Source organism: Arthrobacter sp. zg-Y844 (genome assembly GCF_024385465.1).
In the GTDB taxonomy this organism is placed as follows: Bacteria; Actinomycetota; Actinomycetes; order Actinomycetales; family Micrococcaceae; genus Arthrobacter_B.
In genome coordinates, this window is record NZ_JANFLS010000004.1 from 418,599 (window position 1) to 436,090 (window position 17,492).

General features: G+C 66.3%; 17 protein-coding genes. 15 read left to right on the forward strand and 2 right to left on the reverse strand.

Annotated features, from left to right (window positions below; translation table 11 throughout):
• Window positions 1-309 precede the first annotated feature (309 nt).
• The 11 genes from NNX35_RS14310 (at window position 310) to NNX35_RS14360 (ending at window position 9,985) form a co-directional block, all read left to right on the forward strand.
• A complete protein-coding gene (locus NNX35_RS14310; RefSeq protein ID WP_255868103.1) occupies window positions 310-777 on the forward strand; it encodes a hypothetical protein in 468 nt (155 codons plus the stop codon).
• Window positions 778-1,038: 261 nt separating this feature from the next.
• A complete protein-coding gene (locus tag NNX35_RS14315; protein ID WP_255767165.1) occupies window positions 1,039-1,668 on the forward strand; it encodes a helix-turn-helix domain-containing protein in 630 nt (209 codons plus the stop codon).
• Window positions 1,665-2,018, forward strand: a complete 354-nt coding sequence (locus tag NNX35_RS14320; RefSeq protein WP_255767166.1) for a hypothetical protein — start codon at window positions 1,665-1,667, stop codon at window positions 2,016-2,018. Before NNX35_RS14315 ends, NNX35_RS14320 begins: the two co-directional genes overlap by 4 nt.
• A 59-nt stretch (window positions 2,019-2,077) precedes the next feature.
• Window positions 2,078-2,368 (forward strand): YciI family protein, encoded by a 291-nt coding sequence (locus NNX35_RS14325; RefSeq protein ID WP_227924459.1) that lies wholly within the window; start codon window positions 2,078-2,080, stop codon window positions 2,366-2,368.
• Between the two features lie 140 nt (window positions 2,369-2,508).
• The gene (gene ispG, locus NNX35_RS14330; RefSeq protein ID WP_230026182.1) at window positions 2,509-3,675 is read left to right on the forward strand and encodes a flavodoxin-dependent (E)-4-hydroxy-3-methylbut-2-enyl-diphosphate synthase; all 1,167 of its coding nucleotides are present in this window, start codon (window positions 2,509-2,511) and stop codon (window positions 3,673-3,675) included.
• The gene (locus tag NNX35_RS14335; protein ID WP_308219741.1) at window positions 3,650-4,534 is read left to right on the forward strand and encodes a GNAT family N-acetyltransferase; all 885 of its coding nucleotides are present in this window, start codon (window positions 3,650-3,652) and stop codon (window positions 4,532-4,534) included. The genes ispG and NNX35_RS14335 overlap by 26 nt, the downstream gene beginning before the upstream one ends.
• 197 nt (window positions 4,535-4,731) lie before the next feature.
• Window positions 4,732-5,577, forward strand: coding sequence for a hypothetical protein (locus NNX35_RS14340; protein WP_255868104.1), 846 nt, complete (start codon window positions 4,732-4,734; stop codon window positions 5,575-5,577).
• A 139-nt stretch (window positions 5,578-5,716) separates the two neighbouring features.
• Window positions 5,717-6,424, forward strand: coding sequence for a hypothetical protein (locus NNX35_RS14345; RefSeq protein ID WP_255767168.1), 708 nt, complete (start codon window positions 5,717-5,719; stop codon window positions 6,422-6,424).
• A 70-nt stretch (window positions 6,425-6,494) separates the two neighbouring features.
• Window positions 6,495-7,211, forward strand: coding sequence for a hypothetical protein (locus NNX35_RS14350; protein ID WP_255868105.1), 717 nt, complete (start codon window positions 6,495-6,497; stop codon window positions 7,209-7,211).
• Between the two features lie 170 nt (window positions 7,212-7,381).
• The gene (locus NNX35_RS14355) at window positions 7,382-9,181 is read left to right on the forward strand and encodes a proline--tRNA ligase (protein WP_255868167.1); all 1,800 of its coding nucleotides are present in this window, start codon (window positions 7,382-7,384) and stop codon (window positions 9,179-9,181) included.
• 6 nt (window positions 9,182-9,187) lie between these two features.
• A complete protein-coding gene (locus NNX35_RS14360) occupies window positions 9,188-9,985 on the forward strand; it encodes a TSUP family transporter (protein WP_227924473.1) in 798 nt (265 codons plus the stop codon).
• On the opposite strand, the gene NNX35_RS14365 is transcribed toward NNX35_RS14360, so the two are convergent.
• Window positions 9,982-10,968: an aminoglycoside phosphotransferase family protein gene (locus tag NNX35_RS14365; protein ID WP_255868106.1), complete on the reverse strand. Its 987-nt coding sequence runs from the start codon at window positions 10,966-10,968 to the stop codon at window positions 9,982-9,984. The two genes, NNX35_RS14360 and NNX35_RS14365, sit on opposite strands and share 4 nt — an antisense overlap.
• A gap of 78 nt (window positions 10,969-11,046) precedes the next feature.
• The gene (locus NNX35_RS16235) at window positions 11,047-12,267 is read right to left on the reverse strand and encodes a DUF4439 domain-containing protein (protein ID WP_255868107.1); all 1,221 of its coding nucleotides are present in this window, start codon (window positions 12,265-12,267) and stop codon (window positions 11,047-11,049) included.
• An 86-nt stretch (window positions 12,268-12,353) separates the two neighbouring features.
• Here NNX35_RS16235 and rimP point away from each other — a divergent pair, with 86 nt between their 5' ends.
• From rimP to infB, 4 genes are all read left to right on the forward strand, one after another.
• Window positions 12,354-12,980, forward strand: coding sequence for a ribosome maturation factor RimP (gene rimP / locus NNX35_RS14375; protein ID WP_370647078.1), 627 nt, complete (start codon window positions 12,354-12,356; stop codon window positions 12,978-12,980).
• Window positions 12,981-13,952: a transcription termination factor NusA gene (gene nusA / locus NNX35_RS14380; RefSeq protein WP_227924477.1), complete on the forward strand. Its 972-nt coding sequence runs from the start codon at window positions 12,981-12,983 to the stop codon at window positions 13,950-13,952.
• A 48-nt stretch (window positions 13,953-14,000) separates the two neighbouring features.
• Complete coding sequence (locus NNX35_RS14385) at window positions 14,001-14,396, forward strand: YlxR family protein (RefSeq protein ID WP_227924581.1); 396 nt, start codon at window positions 14,001-14,003, stop codon at window positions 14,394-14,396.
• A gap of 132 nt (window positions 14,397-14,528) precedes the next feature.
• The gene (infB, locus tag NNX35_RS14390) at window positions 14,529-17,438 is read left to right on the forward strand and encodes a translation initiation factor IF-2 (protein ID WP_255868108.1); all 2,910 of its coding nucleotides are present in this window, start codon (window positions 14,529-14,531) and stop codon (window positions 17,436-17,438) included.
• Window positions 17,439-17,492 lie beyond the last annotated feature (54 nt).

Below are 17,492 nucleotides of genomic sequence, written 5' to 3' on the forward strand. Positions count from 1 at the left end.
AGCCGGGCGCCTGCGCGGGTGCTGCGCGGGCACTGAGCCGGTGGTTCCCGCTGGTCCGGTGAACCGCTTTATCCGGGCGCCTGCGCGGGCACTGAGCCGGTGGTTCCCGCTGGTCCGGTGACCCCGCCTTATCCGGGCGCCTGCGCGGGTGCTGTGCCGGTGGTTCCCGCTGCCTGCGGTTTGTCCAGATCCCTGCGGTTTGTCCGGATCCCTGCGCTGCGCGGCGCAGGGATTGCGACAAAACGCAGGGAATCTGAGTCGGGCCTCGGATCCACGTGTTTCAAGGCACGGGGTGGCAAGATGGCAGGCATGAGTTCCGGGGGAGAAGCAGAAACAACCACCTTCCGTACGGGTTTGCCGGCACAGTACCGGCTGATCGTGGGTCTGCTGGGCTTGGCGGCTGCAGGCGGGAGCATCCTTGCCGCACTCGAAGCCGGGCCGTTGCCGCTCGTGCTGGGCGTGCTGATAACCGTGGTGTTCGTCGCCGTCGTGATGATGACAGCTCGGATCCAGGTAGGCCCGGAAAGTGTGCAGATCCGGGTGGCGGTGGTGTTTGCCACCGAGATTCCGTATCGGGACATCACGCGGGCCTCAGCAGGACCGGTTACCGGGCTGACGGAGGGTATGGGGCTCCGGAGCCTTCCGGGGGCCAAAGGCTACCTGGTTGGCGGACCGTCAGTTCGGATCGAATGCGGGCCGAGCGTCGTGCTGGTGTCCTGCCGTGAACCGGCGCGGCTCCTGTCCTGCCTGGCCCGTCAGAACGTGCCTACGGCGTAGGCCTTCGGGCTTCCAATTCCGGCCACGCTGCCGCAGAGGGTCCCACTGTCTGGGACAGGTGGGTGCTGCTGGGGTCCCATCCGCCACAAGTACCACCGGGTGGGACGCTGTGCCCGCCGCCCGCCGCCCGCCGCCCGTGCCTCGGCACCCCGCGACCCAGGCCCCGCCGTCGCCTCAGCAGCTACCCCTCCCGCCGAGTTGCAAAAGAGAATGAACCCATAAACGGTTGCAATCTGATTTGCATACGCTTACGGTTGCAACATGTTCGTCCTCACGATCGACCAGCGCAACAGCCAGGGCAGCGAAGACAAGGTGCCGCAGCTCCTGGCTGCCCTCGCAGACCTGCCGATGCTGCTGGCCTTCGAACGGTCGGTGGGGGATGAGATCCAGGGCGTCTGCGACTCGGCCCGGACCGCTACCGACGCCGTTCTACGCGTCCTGCGGGACGGGGACTGGTACGTGGGTGTCGGCGTCGGAGGGGTCCATGAACCCCTGCCGGCCAGCCCCCGCGCAGCAGGAGGACCGGCCTTTGTCGCGGCCCGCCGGGCGGTGGACCGGGCCAAGAAAAGCGGCGACCGGCCGCCCGTTGCGGTGGAGGGATCGCCGGGCGCCCCCGAGGCAGAGGCGGTCCTGGTCCTGCTCGGCCGCTTGATCGCCGAACGCACGGACGCCGAATGGCGGATCCTGCAGCACGTGGACCCCGGTAAATGGGGTTCGCAGACTGCTGCTGCCCGTAAGCTCGGCATCAGTTCCCAGGCGGTGAGTAAGGCTGCCAGACGGGGTGGCTGGCAGGAGGAATGGGCTGCACGGCCCGCAGCGGCAGTGTTGCTGGAGCGTGCCGATGACCTCGCCGGCGGAACGGGACCAGCTCAACGAAGGACGGATCAATGACGATTGTGTGGGTTGTGACCGGGCTCCTGGCCGCCGCGCTGCTCGGCTGGCCCGTGACGGCCGGCGTGCTGCGCCTGGCCAGCGCAGTCCAGAACCCGCCGCCTCCGCCGCCGGCTGCCATCCTCCGCGGCGGGCTGGCGATCGGCGTGCTGGAACGCCTCGCGGTGGCCGCAGCGGTCCTGGCCGACGAGCCGGTGGCGATCGCCTACGTCGTCGCAGTGAAGGGGCTCGGACGGTACGCCGAGCTCAAGGAGACCCCGGCGGCGGCGGAGCGCTTCATCATCGGCACGCTGGCCTCCATGCTGTGGGCCGTGGCAGTAGCCGTTCCCATCCGCTTGTTCCTGCTGTAACCGTGCGCTGCCGGGCCCCCTGACCCGCTGCAGTCCGGGCATCCCGTAGGCTTTAGGGCATGAGTATTTTTGCAGTTGAGTATGTCTACGACGCCGATTCGGCCGAACTCCGCGACCAGCACCGTCCCGCACACCGCCAGTGGCTGCAGCAGCTTGTGGATGAGGGGCATGTCCTGTCTGCGGGCGCGTTCGTGGACGGCGCCGGAGCGCTGCTGTTGGTTGTTGCAGAGGATGAAACCGGCCTGCTTGCCCTGCTGAAGCAGGATCCGTTCGCCGTTGTCGGCGCTATTTCCGGCATGAAGACCACTGCCTGGAAACCTGCCCTCGGCGCATTCTCCGACCTCGCATAGCCCTGACGTTCTAAGCCCACAGTGATATTCGCCCGCCCCCAGCAGTCTCTGTCCGGGGCGGGGTGATAATAGGAAGGGCGCGTTTCATTAGCGCGCGCTTCACAGCCTAATACCTGCCGTTTCGGCACATGGAGGACGTTTTGACCTCGGTCAACCTTGGAATGCCAGCTGCACCGCCGCCCACGCTTGCGCCCCGCCGCAAGACCCGCCAGATCAAAGTGGGCTCCGTTGGAGTCGGCTCGGACTCGCCGATCAGCGTTCAGTCCATGACCACCACCCCCACCACGGACATCAACGCGACGCTGCAGCAGATCGCCGAACTGACGGCGTCCGGCTGCGACATCGTCCGCGTTGCCTGCCCCAGCGCCGATGATGCAGCCGCGCTGCCGATCATTGCGAAGAAGTCCCAGATCCCGGTGATCGCTGACATCCACTTCCAGCCGAAGTATGTCTTCGCGGCGATCGACGCCGGCTGTGCGGCGGTGCGTGTGAACCCCGGAAACATCCGAAAGTTCGACGACCAGGTCAAGCAGATCGCCAATGCCGCGAAGGACGCGGGCGTCTCCATCCGCATCGGCGTCAACGCCGGTTCCCTCGACCCGCGGCTGCTGGCCAAGTACGGCAAGGCAACGCCGGAGGCGCTGGTTGAATCCGCCGTCTGGGAAGCATCCCTCTTCGAGGAACACGACTTCCACGACTTCAAGATTTCCGTAAAGCACAATGACCCCGTGGTCATGGTGCGTGCCTACGAACTGCTGGCCGAACGCGGCGACTGGCCGCTGCACCTGGGCGTGACCGAAGCCGGTCCCGCTTTCCAGGGCACCATCAAGTCCGCCACTGCTTTCGGGGCGTTGCTGTCCAAGGGCATCGGCGACACCATCCGCGTTTCCCTCTCCGCTCCTCCGGTGGAGGAGATCAAGGTTGGAAACCAGATCCTGCAGTCGCTGAACCTGCGGCCCCGCAAGCTCGAAATCGTTTCCTGCCCGTCCTGCGGCCGCGCCCAGGTGGACGTCTACACGCTGGCCGAGCAGGTCACCGCGGGCCTCGAAGGCATGACCATCCCGCTGCGCGTTGCCGTGATGGGCTGCGTAGTAAATGGACCCGGTGAAGCGCGCGAAGCGGACCTGGGTGTAGCCTCCGGTAACGGCAAGGGCCAGATCTTTGTCAAGGGTGAAGTTATCAAGACCGTCCCCGAAGACCAGATTGTGGAAACCCTCATCGAAGAAGCGATGAGGATCGCGGAAGATATGGGAGAACCCGATGGCGAGGATGCTGGGACGGGTGGCCCCATGGTTACCGTCAGCTAAGTCCGATATCCGCAGCGCCTCCTCGAGTGCGGCGCTGCGGATCCTGCGCGACGACGACACCGTTGCACTGTGGGATCTGGCCGCCGCCGACCCGGTCGCCAACATTTTCATGCTTTCCCACTTGGAGACGGCCCGGACGGCAGCCCCCACCTCGGCGGGTGGACGGATTGTGGGAGTGTTCGACGGCGGCACGCTGATCGGTGCGTGCTGGTCCGGTGTGAACGTGGTTCCAGTCGGTCTCGATGCCGATACCGGCCCGGAGGTCGGACAGTATCTGGCCAAGTCGCGGAACCGGTTCTCGTCCATCTTCGGTCCCTCAGAGGCGGTGCTCTCCCTCTGGTCCGAGCTTCGGAATGTTTCCCCGCAGCCGTTCGATGTCCGTCCGGAGCAGCCCCTGCTGCAGATCGCCGAGCCCTCCGCCGTCGTTGCGGCGCCGGGGCTGCGTCCTGCCCGCCTTGAAGAGCTCGATGTGCTGCTGCCCGCCTGCACGGCCATGTTCGAGGAAGAAGTGGGTTACTCGCCGGTCTCCAACGGAGACCGGCACTACCGGCAGCGGGTCAAGGGCCTGATCGAACGCCGTCAGTCGCTGGTGGATTTCGACGCCGCCGGCCGGGTGGTGTTCAAGGCCGAGCTCGGTACGGTCTCCCGGCAGGCCGTGCAGGTGCAGGGTGTCTGGATGAATCCGGAATACCGCGGACAGGGGCTGAGCCGGTCCTACATGTCCGCCGTCGTTGGCGCCGCCCTGGACGTTGCCCCGGTTGTCAGCCTGTATGTGAACTCCTATAACGCGCCGGCCCGTGCCACGTATGAGGCCGTCGGCTTCAATCAGGTGGGTACCTTCGCAACCATCCTCTTCTAGCCTGCCCCTGCCCCCGCGCCAGCCCCAGCCCCGGCCGGTCTGTTCGGCGCGGTGTCCGGGATGCCGTAGGCTCTGGGCACGCACTCGGCACGGGGGAGCAGGTGCAATGCGCCGGCGGCACGCCCGCAGCCCCGTTCCGAGGTGCAGGCGCGGCCAGGCACCCTGTCCGCCGACAACGACGTTGGGGGATCAGGAAGATGAGTGCTTTCACCACAAAAACAACAAGTTCCGCATTGCGGGCCGGATCCCGGCGGGCAGGAGCCGCAAGCGCGGGTCTGGCGCTGGCCCTGGTCCTCACCGGCTGCGGAGGAGGCGATGAGCCTGCTGCCCGGGACGGCGAAGCGGCCGCGACCGCAACCGGGAAACCGTCGCCGTCGAAGCCCGCCAAGTCCACCAAGTCCGCAAAGCCGTCCCCGTCGGCAACGTCCTCCGCGTCCAAAGGGGCCGGCGGAACCGGCGCAGGAGCACTCAGCGGTGCGGAGCTGGCCGCCGTCCTGAGCGAGGTTAACACCGATCTGGACATCGGCGGCACGGTGCTGGAAGAGGCCCAGCTGAAGCAGAACACGGCCCGGAGCGTGGAGGCCATGAAGGGTGTCGAGTACAGCCCCTGCAACCCGACCGAGGGCATCGATCCGACGAAGGCTCTCCGCGAGGCCAGTATGGGTGCCTTGGCTATCGAGGGCAACGCCCCGGGCATGCCGGACACCATCTCCGTTATCAGCTGGTCCAGTGAAGAGGCCGTTGCGGAAGAATCCAAGATGAGTAAGCGGCAGCTCGCGTCCTGCCCCGAGTACAGCTTGACCGCCAACGGGCGGACAGTTTCCCTGGCTGGTGAAGCGCTTGACATGCCTACCGTCGGCGACGCATCGCAGGCATACGTCACCCGCCAGACCGCCAACGGCACCACGCAGACGTCAGTGGTACTGACCGCTTGGTCCGGGACGAATTCGGTACAGATCACGCTCCACGAGGCAGATCCCCAGGAAAGCATCCGCTACGTCGCGCCGCTCCTCGAGGAGGTACTGGACCGCATTGAGGGCTAGCACCGATTTAGGGTGAGCCGGATCACGTGGTTAGGATTCTCAGCGGGCTTCCTATCCGGAAGCCATGGCCCAATGCCGACGGCAAAACAAAGAAATGTTGCCGGATTGCGGCCGGAGAAACATCCAAAATGGGGGAATAGTGAAGAAAACCATCAAGGCCGGCGCCTTGCTCTTAGCCGGCGTCTTTGTACTTTCGGGCTGCGGCAGCTCCGACGGCGATTCGGGATCCGCGGAGGCAGAGTCCTCACCCGCGCCCACGCTGGCAGTCGGCCAGGACCAGTATTCCGCAGATGAGCTGGAAGACGCGTTGGTGGCCGTCACGGAGGACGGGATCCTGACAGGCGACGTTGAAAACGATGCGATGCTGCGGCCCCAGTTCGAGGACGCGTCCTACACGGACATTTCAATTGAGCCGGAAAAATGCGCTGCCCTGCTTTCGTCCACCTTCGACAGGAAAATCCAGGAAGGCAACCTTGCCTTCGGCGGTGTCAACGACTCGGATGTGCTGACACTGGTCAGCTACGACGACGCATCGGTCCTTGAAGAGCAGGTTGAAGGCAGCGAAACGGCAGTCGCCGACTGTGCGCAAATCCAGATGGCCAACGGGGAAGCGGAGCTCGCCGCATCTTTGGAGAAGATTGAGGCCTCAACGGAGGCGCCCACCACCCAGGCATACCGGACGACGATTGACCGAATCGGTTCCGAGGGAACGGCCATCCACGTCATAGGGATCTCGGGCACCGTCCAAGTCAGCGTTTCCCTGTTCGATCCGGCCGACGAGGACGCAGCCATCGCCGACGCGGAGGAAGCCATCGACGCGGTGTACGCAGAGCTCGAATCGAAGTAGCGGCGTGAACGCACACACAACATCAACCGCGGCCGGATCGGCCCGCGGAGCATTTCAAACTGGGGGAAAAGTGAAGAAAACCATTAAGGCCGGCGCCCTGCTCATAGCCGGCGTCTTTGTACTTTCGGGCTGCGGCAGCTCCGACGGCGATTCGGGATCCGCGTCGGCAGAGTCTTCGCCCACGCCCGCCACGCAGGCGGTCGGGGAGAAGCAGTACACGGCGGATGAGCTGGAAGACGCACTCGCTGCGGTCATGAAGGACAAGAATCTGGACGGCCCGCTCGGCAACGATGAGACGGTGCGCCCGGACATGATGAACGCCGTCGATCCCCTGGAAAACATCACCATAGCGCCGGCGGCCTGCGACGTGCTGGCCTCGACGAACGTCAACAAGGTGCTGGACAACGCCTATATTGCAGTCCTGCTGCTCAACGAGACCGATTCACTGACAGTCGTCAGCCACTCAGACCCGGCTGTCCTGGAAAAGCAGGTCGAGGACAACGACACACTGTTGGACGAATGCGCCCAATACACCATGGAAGGTCCGGGAGGGCAGGCGACGGTGGTCAATGAAGGCATTGACGCGTCGACAGACGCGGATACCACCCAGGCCTTCCACTCGATCACGTCCAACGGAACCATCGAGGAAGGCATCACCCAGGTTGCAGCCGCCAGCGGCACCACGAACATCGCAGCCCGGTTCGTGAACGCTTCCGATCCCGAGGCTTCCGTAGCCGAGGCCGAGGAACTCATCAACGCGGTGTACGCCGAGCTGGAAAAGAAGTAACCGGCACCTAACCCGGCGTTACCCGATTCGGGCGGGGCCGGACCTGCGCTGCAGGTCCGGCCCCGCCGTCGTCGTACGCCTGTCCGGCATCGACAGCCGGGCGCGTTAGATTAGTAGGGCATACATTCTTGAGAGATGCAGCCGACTGGCTGCAGAAACGGATTCCCAGCGTGGTCCTTCGACTTTCCACCCTTTTCCTGCGCACCCTGCGCGAAGACCCGGCCGACGCCGACGTCGCCAGCCACCGGCTCCTTGTCCGTGCCGGCTACATCCGCCGGGCGGCGCCGGGCATCTACTCCTGGCTGCCGCTGGGCCTGCGGGTGCTGGGCAAGGTGGAGAACATCATCCGTGAGGAAATGGCCGCCATCGGCGCCCAGGAAGTGCACTTCCCGGCGCTGCTGCCGCGTGAGCCGTACGAAACCTCCAACCGCTGGACCGAGTACGGAGAGAACCTGTTCCGCCTGCAGGACCGCAAGGGCGCGGACTACCTGCTGGCACCGACCCACGAGGAAATGTTCACCCTCCTGGTCAAGGACCTCTACAACTCCTACAAGGACCTCCCGGTGTCCCTGTTCCAGATCCAGACCAAGTACCGCGACGAGGCACGGCCGCGCGCCGGCCTGCTTCGCGGCCGCGAGTTCATTATGAAGGACTCCTACTCCTTCGACATGGATGACGAAGGCCTGGACGCCAGCTACCAGGCGCACCGCGGGGCCTACCTGCGGATCTTCGAGCGCCTGGGCCTGGAAATCGTCGTCGTCTCGGCTGTCTCCGGCGCCATGGGCGGGTCTAAGAGCGAGGAGTTCCTGCACCCGATGGCCGTGGGTGAAGACACCTACGTGCGCTCGGCAGGCGGTTACGCTGCCAACGTCGAAGCCGTCACCACCGTGGTGCCCGCGGACATCGATTACACCGGCGCGCCGGCGGCCCGTGTGGTGGACACTCCCGACACCCCCACCATCGAAACCCTCGTAAACGACGTCAACGCCCGCTTCCCGCGCGAAGCAGGCGAATGGTCTGCCGCAGACACCCTGAAGAACGTGGTCCTGGCCGTCACCCTGCCAACCGGGGAACGCCGCATTGTGGTTGTCGGCGTGCCCGGCGACCGCGCCGTCGACCTCAAGCGCATTGAAGCCAACATCAGCTCCCATGTAGGGATGGGCGGCGAGCTGGCCGTTGACGCCGCCACGGACGAAGACCTCAAGAAGCACCCCGGCCTGGTCAAGGGGTACATCGGCCCGGGCCTGAGCACCGACGAGCCCGTCCTGGGCACCGAATCCGCCACCGGCCTGCTGTACCTCGTGGATCCCCGCGTGGTCACCGGCACCAGCTGGATCACCGGCGCCAACGAGTCCGGCAAGCACGTCATCGGCCTGGTCGCAGGGCGCGATTTCACCTGGGACGGCACCATTGAGGCCGTTGAAGTCCGCGAAGGCGACGAGGCTCCGGACGGCTCCGGCCCGCTCGAAGCAGCCCGCGGCATCGAAATGGGCCACATCTTCCAGCTCGGCCGCAAGTACGCCGATGCCCTGGGCCTGAAGGTCCTGGACCGCAACGGCAAGCTGGCCACGGTCACCATGGGTTCCTACGGCGTCGGCGTGACCCGCGCGGTCGCTGCCCTTGCCGAATCCCACCATGACGACAAGGGGATCATCTGGCCCCGCGCGGTGGCACCGGCCGATGTGCACGTGGTGGCCACGGGCCGCGGCTCCGAGATTTTCGACGCCGCCGCCCAGCTGTCCGAAGAGCTCGAGGCTGCGGGACTGGAAGTCATCTACGACGACCGTCCCAAGGTATCCCCGGGCGTGAAGTTCGGCGACGCGGAACTGATCGGCGTCCCGACCATCCTGGTGGTCGGCCGCGGGCTGGCGGACGGCGTCGTGGAAATCAAGGACCGTGCCACCGGGAACGCCGAGAACGTTCCTGTTGCCGAAGCGGTGGAGTACGTGCGCCGCGCCGCAGCGCAGTAGCCCTTCGTGGTCTCCGGTCTCGAGGAGGTCACGCTTGCCACCATCGCGCTTGTGGTGGTGGCAGGCCTGGCTGCCGGCTGGGTGGATGCAGTGGTGGGCGGCGGCGGGCTGATCCAGCTTCCCGCGCTCCTCCTCGTACCGGGGATCAGCCCGGTCCAGGCCCTGGCGACCAACAAGATGGGCTCCATTTTCGGCACTACCACCAGTGCCGTGACCTATTACCGGCGGGCCCATCCGGACCTCCGGACGGCGCTGCCGATGGCGGGCATTGCCTTGGCCGGGAGCTTCGGCGGAGCCATCCTGGCCGCCTCGCTCCCGTCGTCGGTCTTCAAACCCATCATCGTGGTGGCGCTTGTGGCGGTGGCGGTGTTCACTGCAACCAAGCCCACCGTCGGCGAGTTGACGAAACTGCGCCACACCGGGCGCCGGCACTACGGCACCGCAGCCGGTATCGGCCTGGTGATCGGCTTCTATGACGGACTGATCGGCCCGGGGACCGGTTCCTTCCTGATCATCGCCATGGTGACCCTGCTCGGGTACAACTTCCTCGCAGCCAGCGCCAAGGCCAAGATCGTGAACATGGCGACCAACCTCGGGGCCCTGGCGTTTTTCCTTCCGAACGGATCGCTGCTCTGGGGGCTGGGACTGGTGCTCGGCTTCGCGAATATGATCGGCGGCTATCTCGGTGCCCGGATGGCGGTCAAGCAGGGCAGCAAGTTCATCCGGATAGTTTTCCTGGTGGTCGTTGCCGCCCTGATCGTCAAGCTTGGCCACGACGTCTGGGTGGAGAACATCCGCGCCTAGGCGGCCGGCAGCTCCTGCACCGGCGGAATGCCCGGATGCCGCCGGCCGGTCAGTGCCGATGCCACCCAGACGGACCGCTGCGCGTCGCCGTGCTGCCCTTCGCGCACGTAATCCAGCGCGTTGGTGACCTCACGCAGGACGCTCCAGTCCAGCGCCGCGTTCCGGTCCAGGCCCGCGGCGGCGCACAGGCCGTCCAGCCGTGCCAGCAGAGCCTCCTCCGGCGCCGAGGCATCCAGATCATGCAGGCGGTTCCACAGCATCGGAGCCACGGCGTACTCGGCCTCGCCGAAGACCGCCTGCGGGTCGATGGCGGCGTAGTCGCCGGGGTGTCCGGGACGGGCCAGGACATTGGCATAGTGCAGGTCCGCGTGGACCAGGACGTCCCGGCCGGACCGCCGTCCCACCGCGCCGCGGGTCTGGCAGACCTCCAGCGCGGCCTCCAGCAGCCAGCGTTCAAACGGACGCCCCAGGGCGTCCCACTCCGCGGGCAGCTCGTCCGAGAGCTGTTCGGCGTGCTGGGCCAGGGAGGGGACGGCGGCCCAGTGGGGCGAATCGGATTCCGGCAGGCTCAGCCGGCGTACGAGCGAACCCCAGATCCGCACGGCAGCGTCCATGTCCACGGACAACAGTGTGCGGTCGGGGTCGAGGCGTTCCAGGACAAGGCAGGTTCCGGCCGCGTCCCTGTCCAGCAGCCGTACGGCCCCTCTGCCGTCCCAGAGGGCCAGGGCAGCCGTCTCGGCGGCTGCTTCCGGATGCGGAAACGGGAACTTCAACACTGCGGGGTTCCCGTCGGCGGAACGCACGGGCAGCACCAGTGCTCCGTGCCCGTGCCAGGGCGCGGCCCCGGGCGGATCCGGAACGAGCCGGAAAGCAGCCAGGCTGGTCTCCACCAGTCCCGGCAGGCCAGCCAGCCAGGTACGGCCGTCCCGGGTGCCAAGGTAGCGTCGGCGCAGGGCCTCAGGTACGACGACGGCGGGTGCCATGCAGTTCTCCTCGGAGGTGGCGGCTACGGCTGCGGCGGGGATGGCGGCCGCCGGAACGGGGGAGCGGGCGGCGAAGGATCAGTTCCACGGCAGATCCTCCGGGACGGCGTCGAGGCCGGGAGATGCGGGGACGATTTCGGTCTGCAGATACAGTTCCGCTGAGACAGCGGCGAGCCGGTCGATCGCCCAGCCGCGGAGTTCTCCTTCGCTCAACGCCACCAGGTCAGCGTAGACCGCCGGGAACTGCTGTTCCAGTGGGGGCAGGGCGTCGGCAGGATTGCGCAGGAAACCTGCATCCAGGCGGTAGGCGGCCACCGGAGGCACCGCCGGCAGGCACAGGCCGGGCAGGTAGGCCACCGCGTCCGTGCCACGGGATTGATGCGCGGCCATGCGCGTCTGCCACTGCCCGCCGCGGGTTGCGGCGGAAGGATCCTGCGCGAGGGCCACCTCATAGGCATAGGCGGCGCCGAATTCCGCGTCAATGGCGGCCTTCAGGGCAGCGGCTGCGTCGGGGGCCGCGGAACCGGCTGCCGCCCTGCCGGAGGGAGTTCCCGCTGCCGTGTCGGCGGTCTTTTCTCCGGTGCCGGCATCCGCGCAGTTGGACAACTTCTTCTCCGCTGCCGGCGCCTCGGTCGCTTCGCTTGCGGCAGCCGGATCTCCGGTGTGCGGGCCGTTGGTCTCCGGCAAGGCCAGGCCGTATAGGCCCGCGGTACGAGTGGCCCAGACCTGCTGGGCGGCCCCGGTCGCGGCGAGCAGGCGCGCCGTGCCGGCGTCCGCCCGCCACGCAGCCTGCAGGTTGGCCTTTGCAGACGCCGCCAGTGCCCGCACATAGGGCTCGAGGTCCTTGGCATCCGGTGCCTCGGGAACTGCGGGCGAGCCCGCCCGGTCCTTTCCCGCCGAGCCGGAAACAACGAGCGGTTCCTCGAAGGTGTTCCGGGCAGCGGCCGGTTCCCGGCCGGTGCTGGTCAGAAGGGCAGCCTGAGTGCGCAGCCCCTCGGCCTGGGCCAGGAGTTCGACTGCTTCGGGGTTTTTCCCTGCAGCGGCCAGTGCCCCCGCCTCGGCGGAAAGGGCCCGGGCGCTGGTTCGCGCCTCGGCCAGGGCAATTTCCGAGAAGGAACGGGTGCGCTCCCGGCCGTCCCCGGTACCGGCCACCAGGCCGAAGCTGAGGATCACCGCCCCGAGTGCGAGGAACAACACAAGACGCAGCGTCCCGGCACCCAAACGGCGGAACCGGCGGGCAGGCGCGGGCTCGGGTCCGGGGTTTTCCAGGGGCTCATCCACAACAGTCGATGATGTCACGAACGCGCTCTCATCTGCATCGATGCCTCAAGGACACAGGAATGTCGGTAGTCTAGGACTACAACAACATCTAGTGGGAGGCAGCTATGGCGGTTCGGCCCAACCCCAAAAAAGACACGTCGTCGGATTACCGCAGGAATGCGATGCGTGCAGAAGTAGCCGCGGAGACGCAGCGGCTCAAGAATTATCTGGCCCCCACGGTAGAGATGCAGGATTTGTTCCTCGAGGACATCGAGATCAAGCTGGCAGGTGCCCACCGCACTGTCCACGTCATCGTGGACCTTCCCGAGGACCAGCCCGGAGGCGTCAGCCTGGACAGGATTTCGTCCGCAGCCCAAGTGATTTCCGAAGCCATGGACAACGATCCGGGCGATGACGGACGTCCCTACAACCTCGAGGTTTCGTCCCCCGGGGTTTCCCGTCCCCTCACCGAGCCGCGCCACTGGCGCCGCAACGCAGGCCGGATGGTGTCCGTTTCCGTTGAGCGCGGCGACGACGTGATGGGGCGGCTGATCTCCGTCGAAGACGACGGCATTACGTTGATACCGGAACTCCCGGTCAAGAAAGGGATGAAGGCCAAACAGGGGGACCCGGTCCGCCTGGCATTCGCCGACATCCGCAAGGGGCGCGTTGAAGTCGAATTCGCCCACCTTGAAGACGACCCGGTAGGCGAGGACGCCCCGGATGATGAAACCACAGCTGAGGAGGCCTAGATGGAAATAGATATGAGTGCGCTGAGGCTGCTGGAACGCGAACGGGAGATCCCCCTGGATCTGCTGGTGCCGACCATTGAGCAGGCTCTGCTGGTTGCCTACCACAAGACCAACGGCGCCCAGGAGCAGGCGCGGGCGGAACTGGACCGGAAGACCGGTCACGTAACCATCTGGGCTGCTGAGCTCGACGACGACGGATCCACGGTGGGGGAGTTCGACGACACCCCGGCCGGCTTCGGCCGGATCGCCGCCAGCACGGCCCGGCAGATCATCCTGCAGCGCCTGCGCGATGTCGAGGATGACAACATCCTGGGCGAGTTCAAGGGCCGCGAAGGCGAACTGGTCTCCGGCCAGATCCAGCAGGGCAACAACCCGCACATGATCCAGGTGAACCTCGGTTCGGTGGAGGCACTGCTGCCCCCGCCCGAGCAGGTTCCGGGGGAGAAGTACCTCCACGGTTCCCGCCTGCGCGCGTTCGTCGTTGACGTGCGCCGCGGCTTCAAGGGTCCGTCCATCACGCTGTCCCGCTCCCACCCCGGCCTGGTCCGCAAGCTTTTCGAACTCGAAGTTCCGGAAATTGCCGACGGCAGCGTGGAAATCGTGGCGCTGGCACGCGAAGCAGGACACCGTTCCAAGATTGCCGTCAAGGCCAATGTCCCCGGCATCAACGCCAAGGGCGCCTGCATCGGCGAGATGGGCTCCCGCGTGCGTGCGGTCATGAACGAACTGCATGACGAGAAGATCGACATTGTCGACTTCAGCGAGGATCCGGCGACGTTCATCGCCAACTCCCTCTCGCCGTCGCGCGTGAACTCCGTGACCATTACGGACGAGGACCTGAGGTCCGCACGCGTTGTGGTTCCCGACTACCAGCTCTCCCTGGCGATCGGCAAGGAAGGCCAGAATGCCCGCCTCGCGGCCAAGCTGACCGGCTGGCGGATCGATATCGTTTCCGACGCGAAGGCCTCCTAGGCTCCGGTGCCGGAAGCGGATGCAGCGCCGGACAAGAAAGGCGCTAGAATGTATAAGGCCGGGTCACCCTCCGCGTCCCATTCATCGGCAGCCGCTTCCGGCGCTGCCGCGGGAAATCGGGTATCCAGGCACGTTCCATTGCGAACGTGCATAGGGTGCAGGAAAAAGGATGACCAAGCTGTTCTGCTGCGGTTGGTCCGTGTCAGCATGGAAGGCGGCAACGCCGTCCGTGTCGACGAGGACCACCGAATGCCTGGAAGGGGTGCCTGGTTGCACCCCGACACGGCATGCCTGAGATTGGCAGTGAAACGTTCGGGCTTTCCGCGGGCCTTTAGGGGTTCCGTGGAAATATCGGACGTTGAACGTTGGTTCAAGGCCCTTGAGGACGTTCCGACCGGGAACGGACTCAAAACCGTCCAACCTGAAAGCGGGTCAGAAATCTGATGGAAACCCGATGAGTACCCAGCGATGAGTACTTTGTTGTGCTCTGCGATGGGCCCCGCTGCAACTGCAGTGGAAGCCCACAGTAAATAGACGGTTCGTACCTGGCTCGGTGCGGACCGAGACAGGAGAAATGTGGCCAAGGTCCGCGTACACGAGCTTGCTAAAGAGCTCGGCATTACCTCGAAGGATGCAGTTGCAAAACTGCAGGAACTGGGCGAATTCGTCCGTTCCGCCTCATCAACTATTGAGGCCCCGGTAGTCAAGAAACTTCGAGGCGCCTTCCCGGCGTCTGAAAACAAGGCTGCTGCTTCCCCGGCAGCCCCCGCCAAGGCTGACGCTTCCGCGTCCAAGCCTTCGGCCCCGTCCCCCAAGCCCGGCTCCGCGAAGCCTGCCCCGGCAGCTCCCGCAGCAGAGCAGCCCGCCGCTCCGGCACCGGCAGCTCCCGCTGAGGCCGCTCCGGCACCGGCAGCTCCGGCTGCACCCGCAGCCGAGGCTCCGGCAGCACCGGCTCCCGCCGCGGAACCCGCTGCACCCGAAGCCGGCAAGGAAGACGCCGCCAAGGCATCCGCCTCTTCGGCACCCCGCCCCGGCGCACCCCGCCCGGGCGGTGGCGGACCCCGCCCCGGCAACAACCCGTTTGCGCCTTCCCAGGGCATGCCGCGTCCGCGTGGCCGCGGCGACGGCGAACGGGGTACCGGGGCACCGCGTCCGGGCAACAACCCCTTCGCTACCTCGCAGGGCATGCCGCGTCCGGGTGGACGCCGCGATGAGGCCGAACGTCCCGGTACGCCGGGTGCCGCAGGCCCCCGTCCCGCAGCCGGTGCAGGTGGACCCCGTCCCGGCGCACCGCGTCCGGGTGCTCCGCGCCCCGGCACTCCCCGTCCCGGCGCACCGCGTCCGGGCACTCCCCGTCCGGCAGGAGCAGGCGCCGGCGGCGCACGCCCCACACCGGGCATGATGCCCAACCGCACTGAACGTCCCGCAGCTCCGGGCCGTCCCGGTGCAGGCGGCGGACCCCGCCGCGGACCGGGCGGAGCCCCGGGTACCGGCGGCGGCGGCGCCCCGGTTGGCGGCGGCTTCGGCAAGGGCGGCCGCGGACGCGGCGGCACTGCCGGTGCTTTCGGCAAGGGCGGCGCAGGACGCGGCAAGCAGCGCAAGTCGAAGCGGGCCAAGCGGCAGGAACTGGAGCAGATGTCTGCTCCGTCGCTGGGTGGCGTTTCGGTACCCCGCGGCGACGGCAACACCGTTGTCCGTCTGCGCCGCGGTGCGTCCATCACGGACTTCGCCGACAAGATTGAGGCCAACCCCGCAGCACTGGTGACCGTACTGTTCCACCTCGGTGAAATGGCAACGGCCACGCAGTCCCTGGACGAAGAGACGTTCGGCGTACTGGGTACGGAGCTGGGCTACAAGATCCAGGTTGTCTCGCCGGAAGACGAAGAGCGCGAACTGCTGAGCACGTTCGACATCGACTTCGAGGCAGAACTGGAAGCCGAAGGCGACGACCAGCTTGAGGCACGTCCTCCGGTAGTCACCGTCATGGGTCACGTTGATCACGGTAAGACCCGCCTGCTGGACGCCATCCGCAACTCGAACGTTGTGGAAGGCGAACACGGCGGTATCACCCAGCACATCGGTGCCTACCAGATCGCCTTCGATCACGAGGGCATCGAGCGGGCCGTCACCTTCATTGATACTCCGGGCCACGAGGCGTTTACCGCCATGCGTGCCCGTGGTGCCAAGGTCACCGACATTGCTGTCCTGGTTGTTGCAGCCGACGACGGCGTTATGCCGCAGACGGTGGAAGCACTCAACCACGCACAGGCAGCCAACGTGCCGATCGTGGTCGCAGTGAACAAGATCGACAAGGAAGGCGCCAACCCGGAGAAGGTCCGCGGCCAGCTGACCGAATACGGACTGGTTCCCGAAGAATACGGTGGCGACACCATGTTCGTGGAGGTCTCTGCCCGCCAGAACCTCAACATCGACGCCCTGCTCGAGGCCGTTCTGCTTACCGCAGATGCTGCCCTGGACATGCGCGCCAACCCGAACAAGGACGCCCGCGGTATCGCGATCGAAGCCAACCTGGACAAGGGCCGCGGTGCAGTAGCAACTGTGCTGGTCCAGTCCGGAACGCTGAAGGTCGGCGACACCATCGTGGCGGGTACGGCCCACGGCCGTGTCCGTGCCATGTTCGACGAGAACGGCGACAACGTCACCGAAGCCGGACCCTCGCGTCCGGTCCAGGTGCTCGGCCTGTCCAACGTTCCCCGCGCCGGCGACACGTTCTTCGTTACCGACGACGAGCGCACCGCCCGCCAGATCGCTGAAAAGCGTGAGGCTGCGGACCGCAACGCCGCACTGGCCAAGCGCCGCAAGCGCATCAGCCTCGAGGACTTCGACCAGGCCGTTGCTGACGGCAAGGTCGACACCCTCAACCTCATCCTCAAGGGTGACGTTTCCGGTGCAGTCGAAGCCCTGGAAGACTCGCTGCTCAAGATCGACGTCGGCGAAGGCGTGCAGCTGCGCGTCATCCACCGCGGCGTCGGTGCCATCACGCAGAACGACGTCAACCTGGCGACGGTGGACAACGCCGTCATCATCGGCTTCAACGTCAAGCCGGCCGAGCGCGTTGCCGACCTGGCAGAGCGCGAAGGCGTGGACATGCGCTTCTACTCCGTCATCTACGCAGCAATCGATGACATTGAGCTCGCACTCAAGGGCATGCTCAAGCCCGAGTACGAGGAAGTCCAGCTCGGCACCGCCGAGGTCCGCGAAGTCTTCCGTTCTTCCAAGTTCGGAAACATCGCCGGCTCGATCGTCCGCTCCGGTGTTATCCGCCGCAACGCCAAGGCACGGGTCACCCGCGACGGCAAGCTCATCGGTGACAACCTCACCGTGGACTCGCTCAAGCGGTTCAAGGACGACGCCACTGAGGTCCGGACGGACTTCGAATGTGGTATCGGCCTGGGCTCGTTCAACGACGTGCGCGAAGGCGACATCATCGAGACCTTCGAGATGCGCGAGAAGCCGCGCGTCTAATCCGTGGCCGCAGGCCGCCGGGTCTCCCGGCGGCCTGCGGATACATGTTTCCAG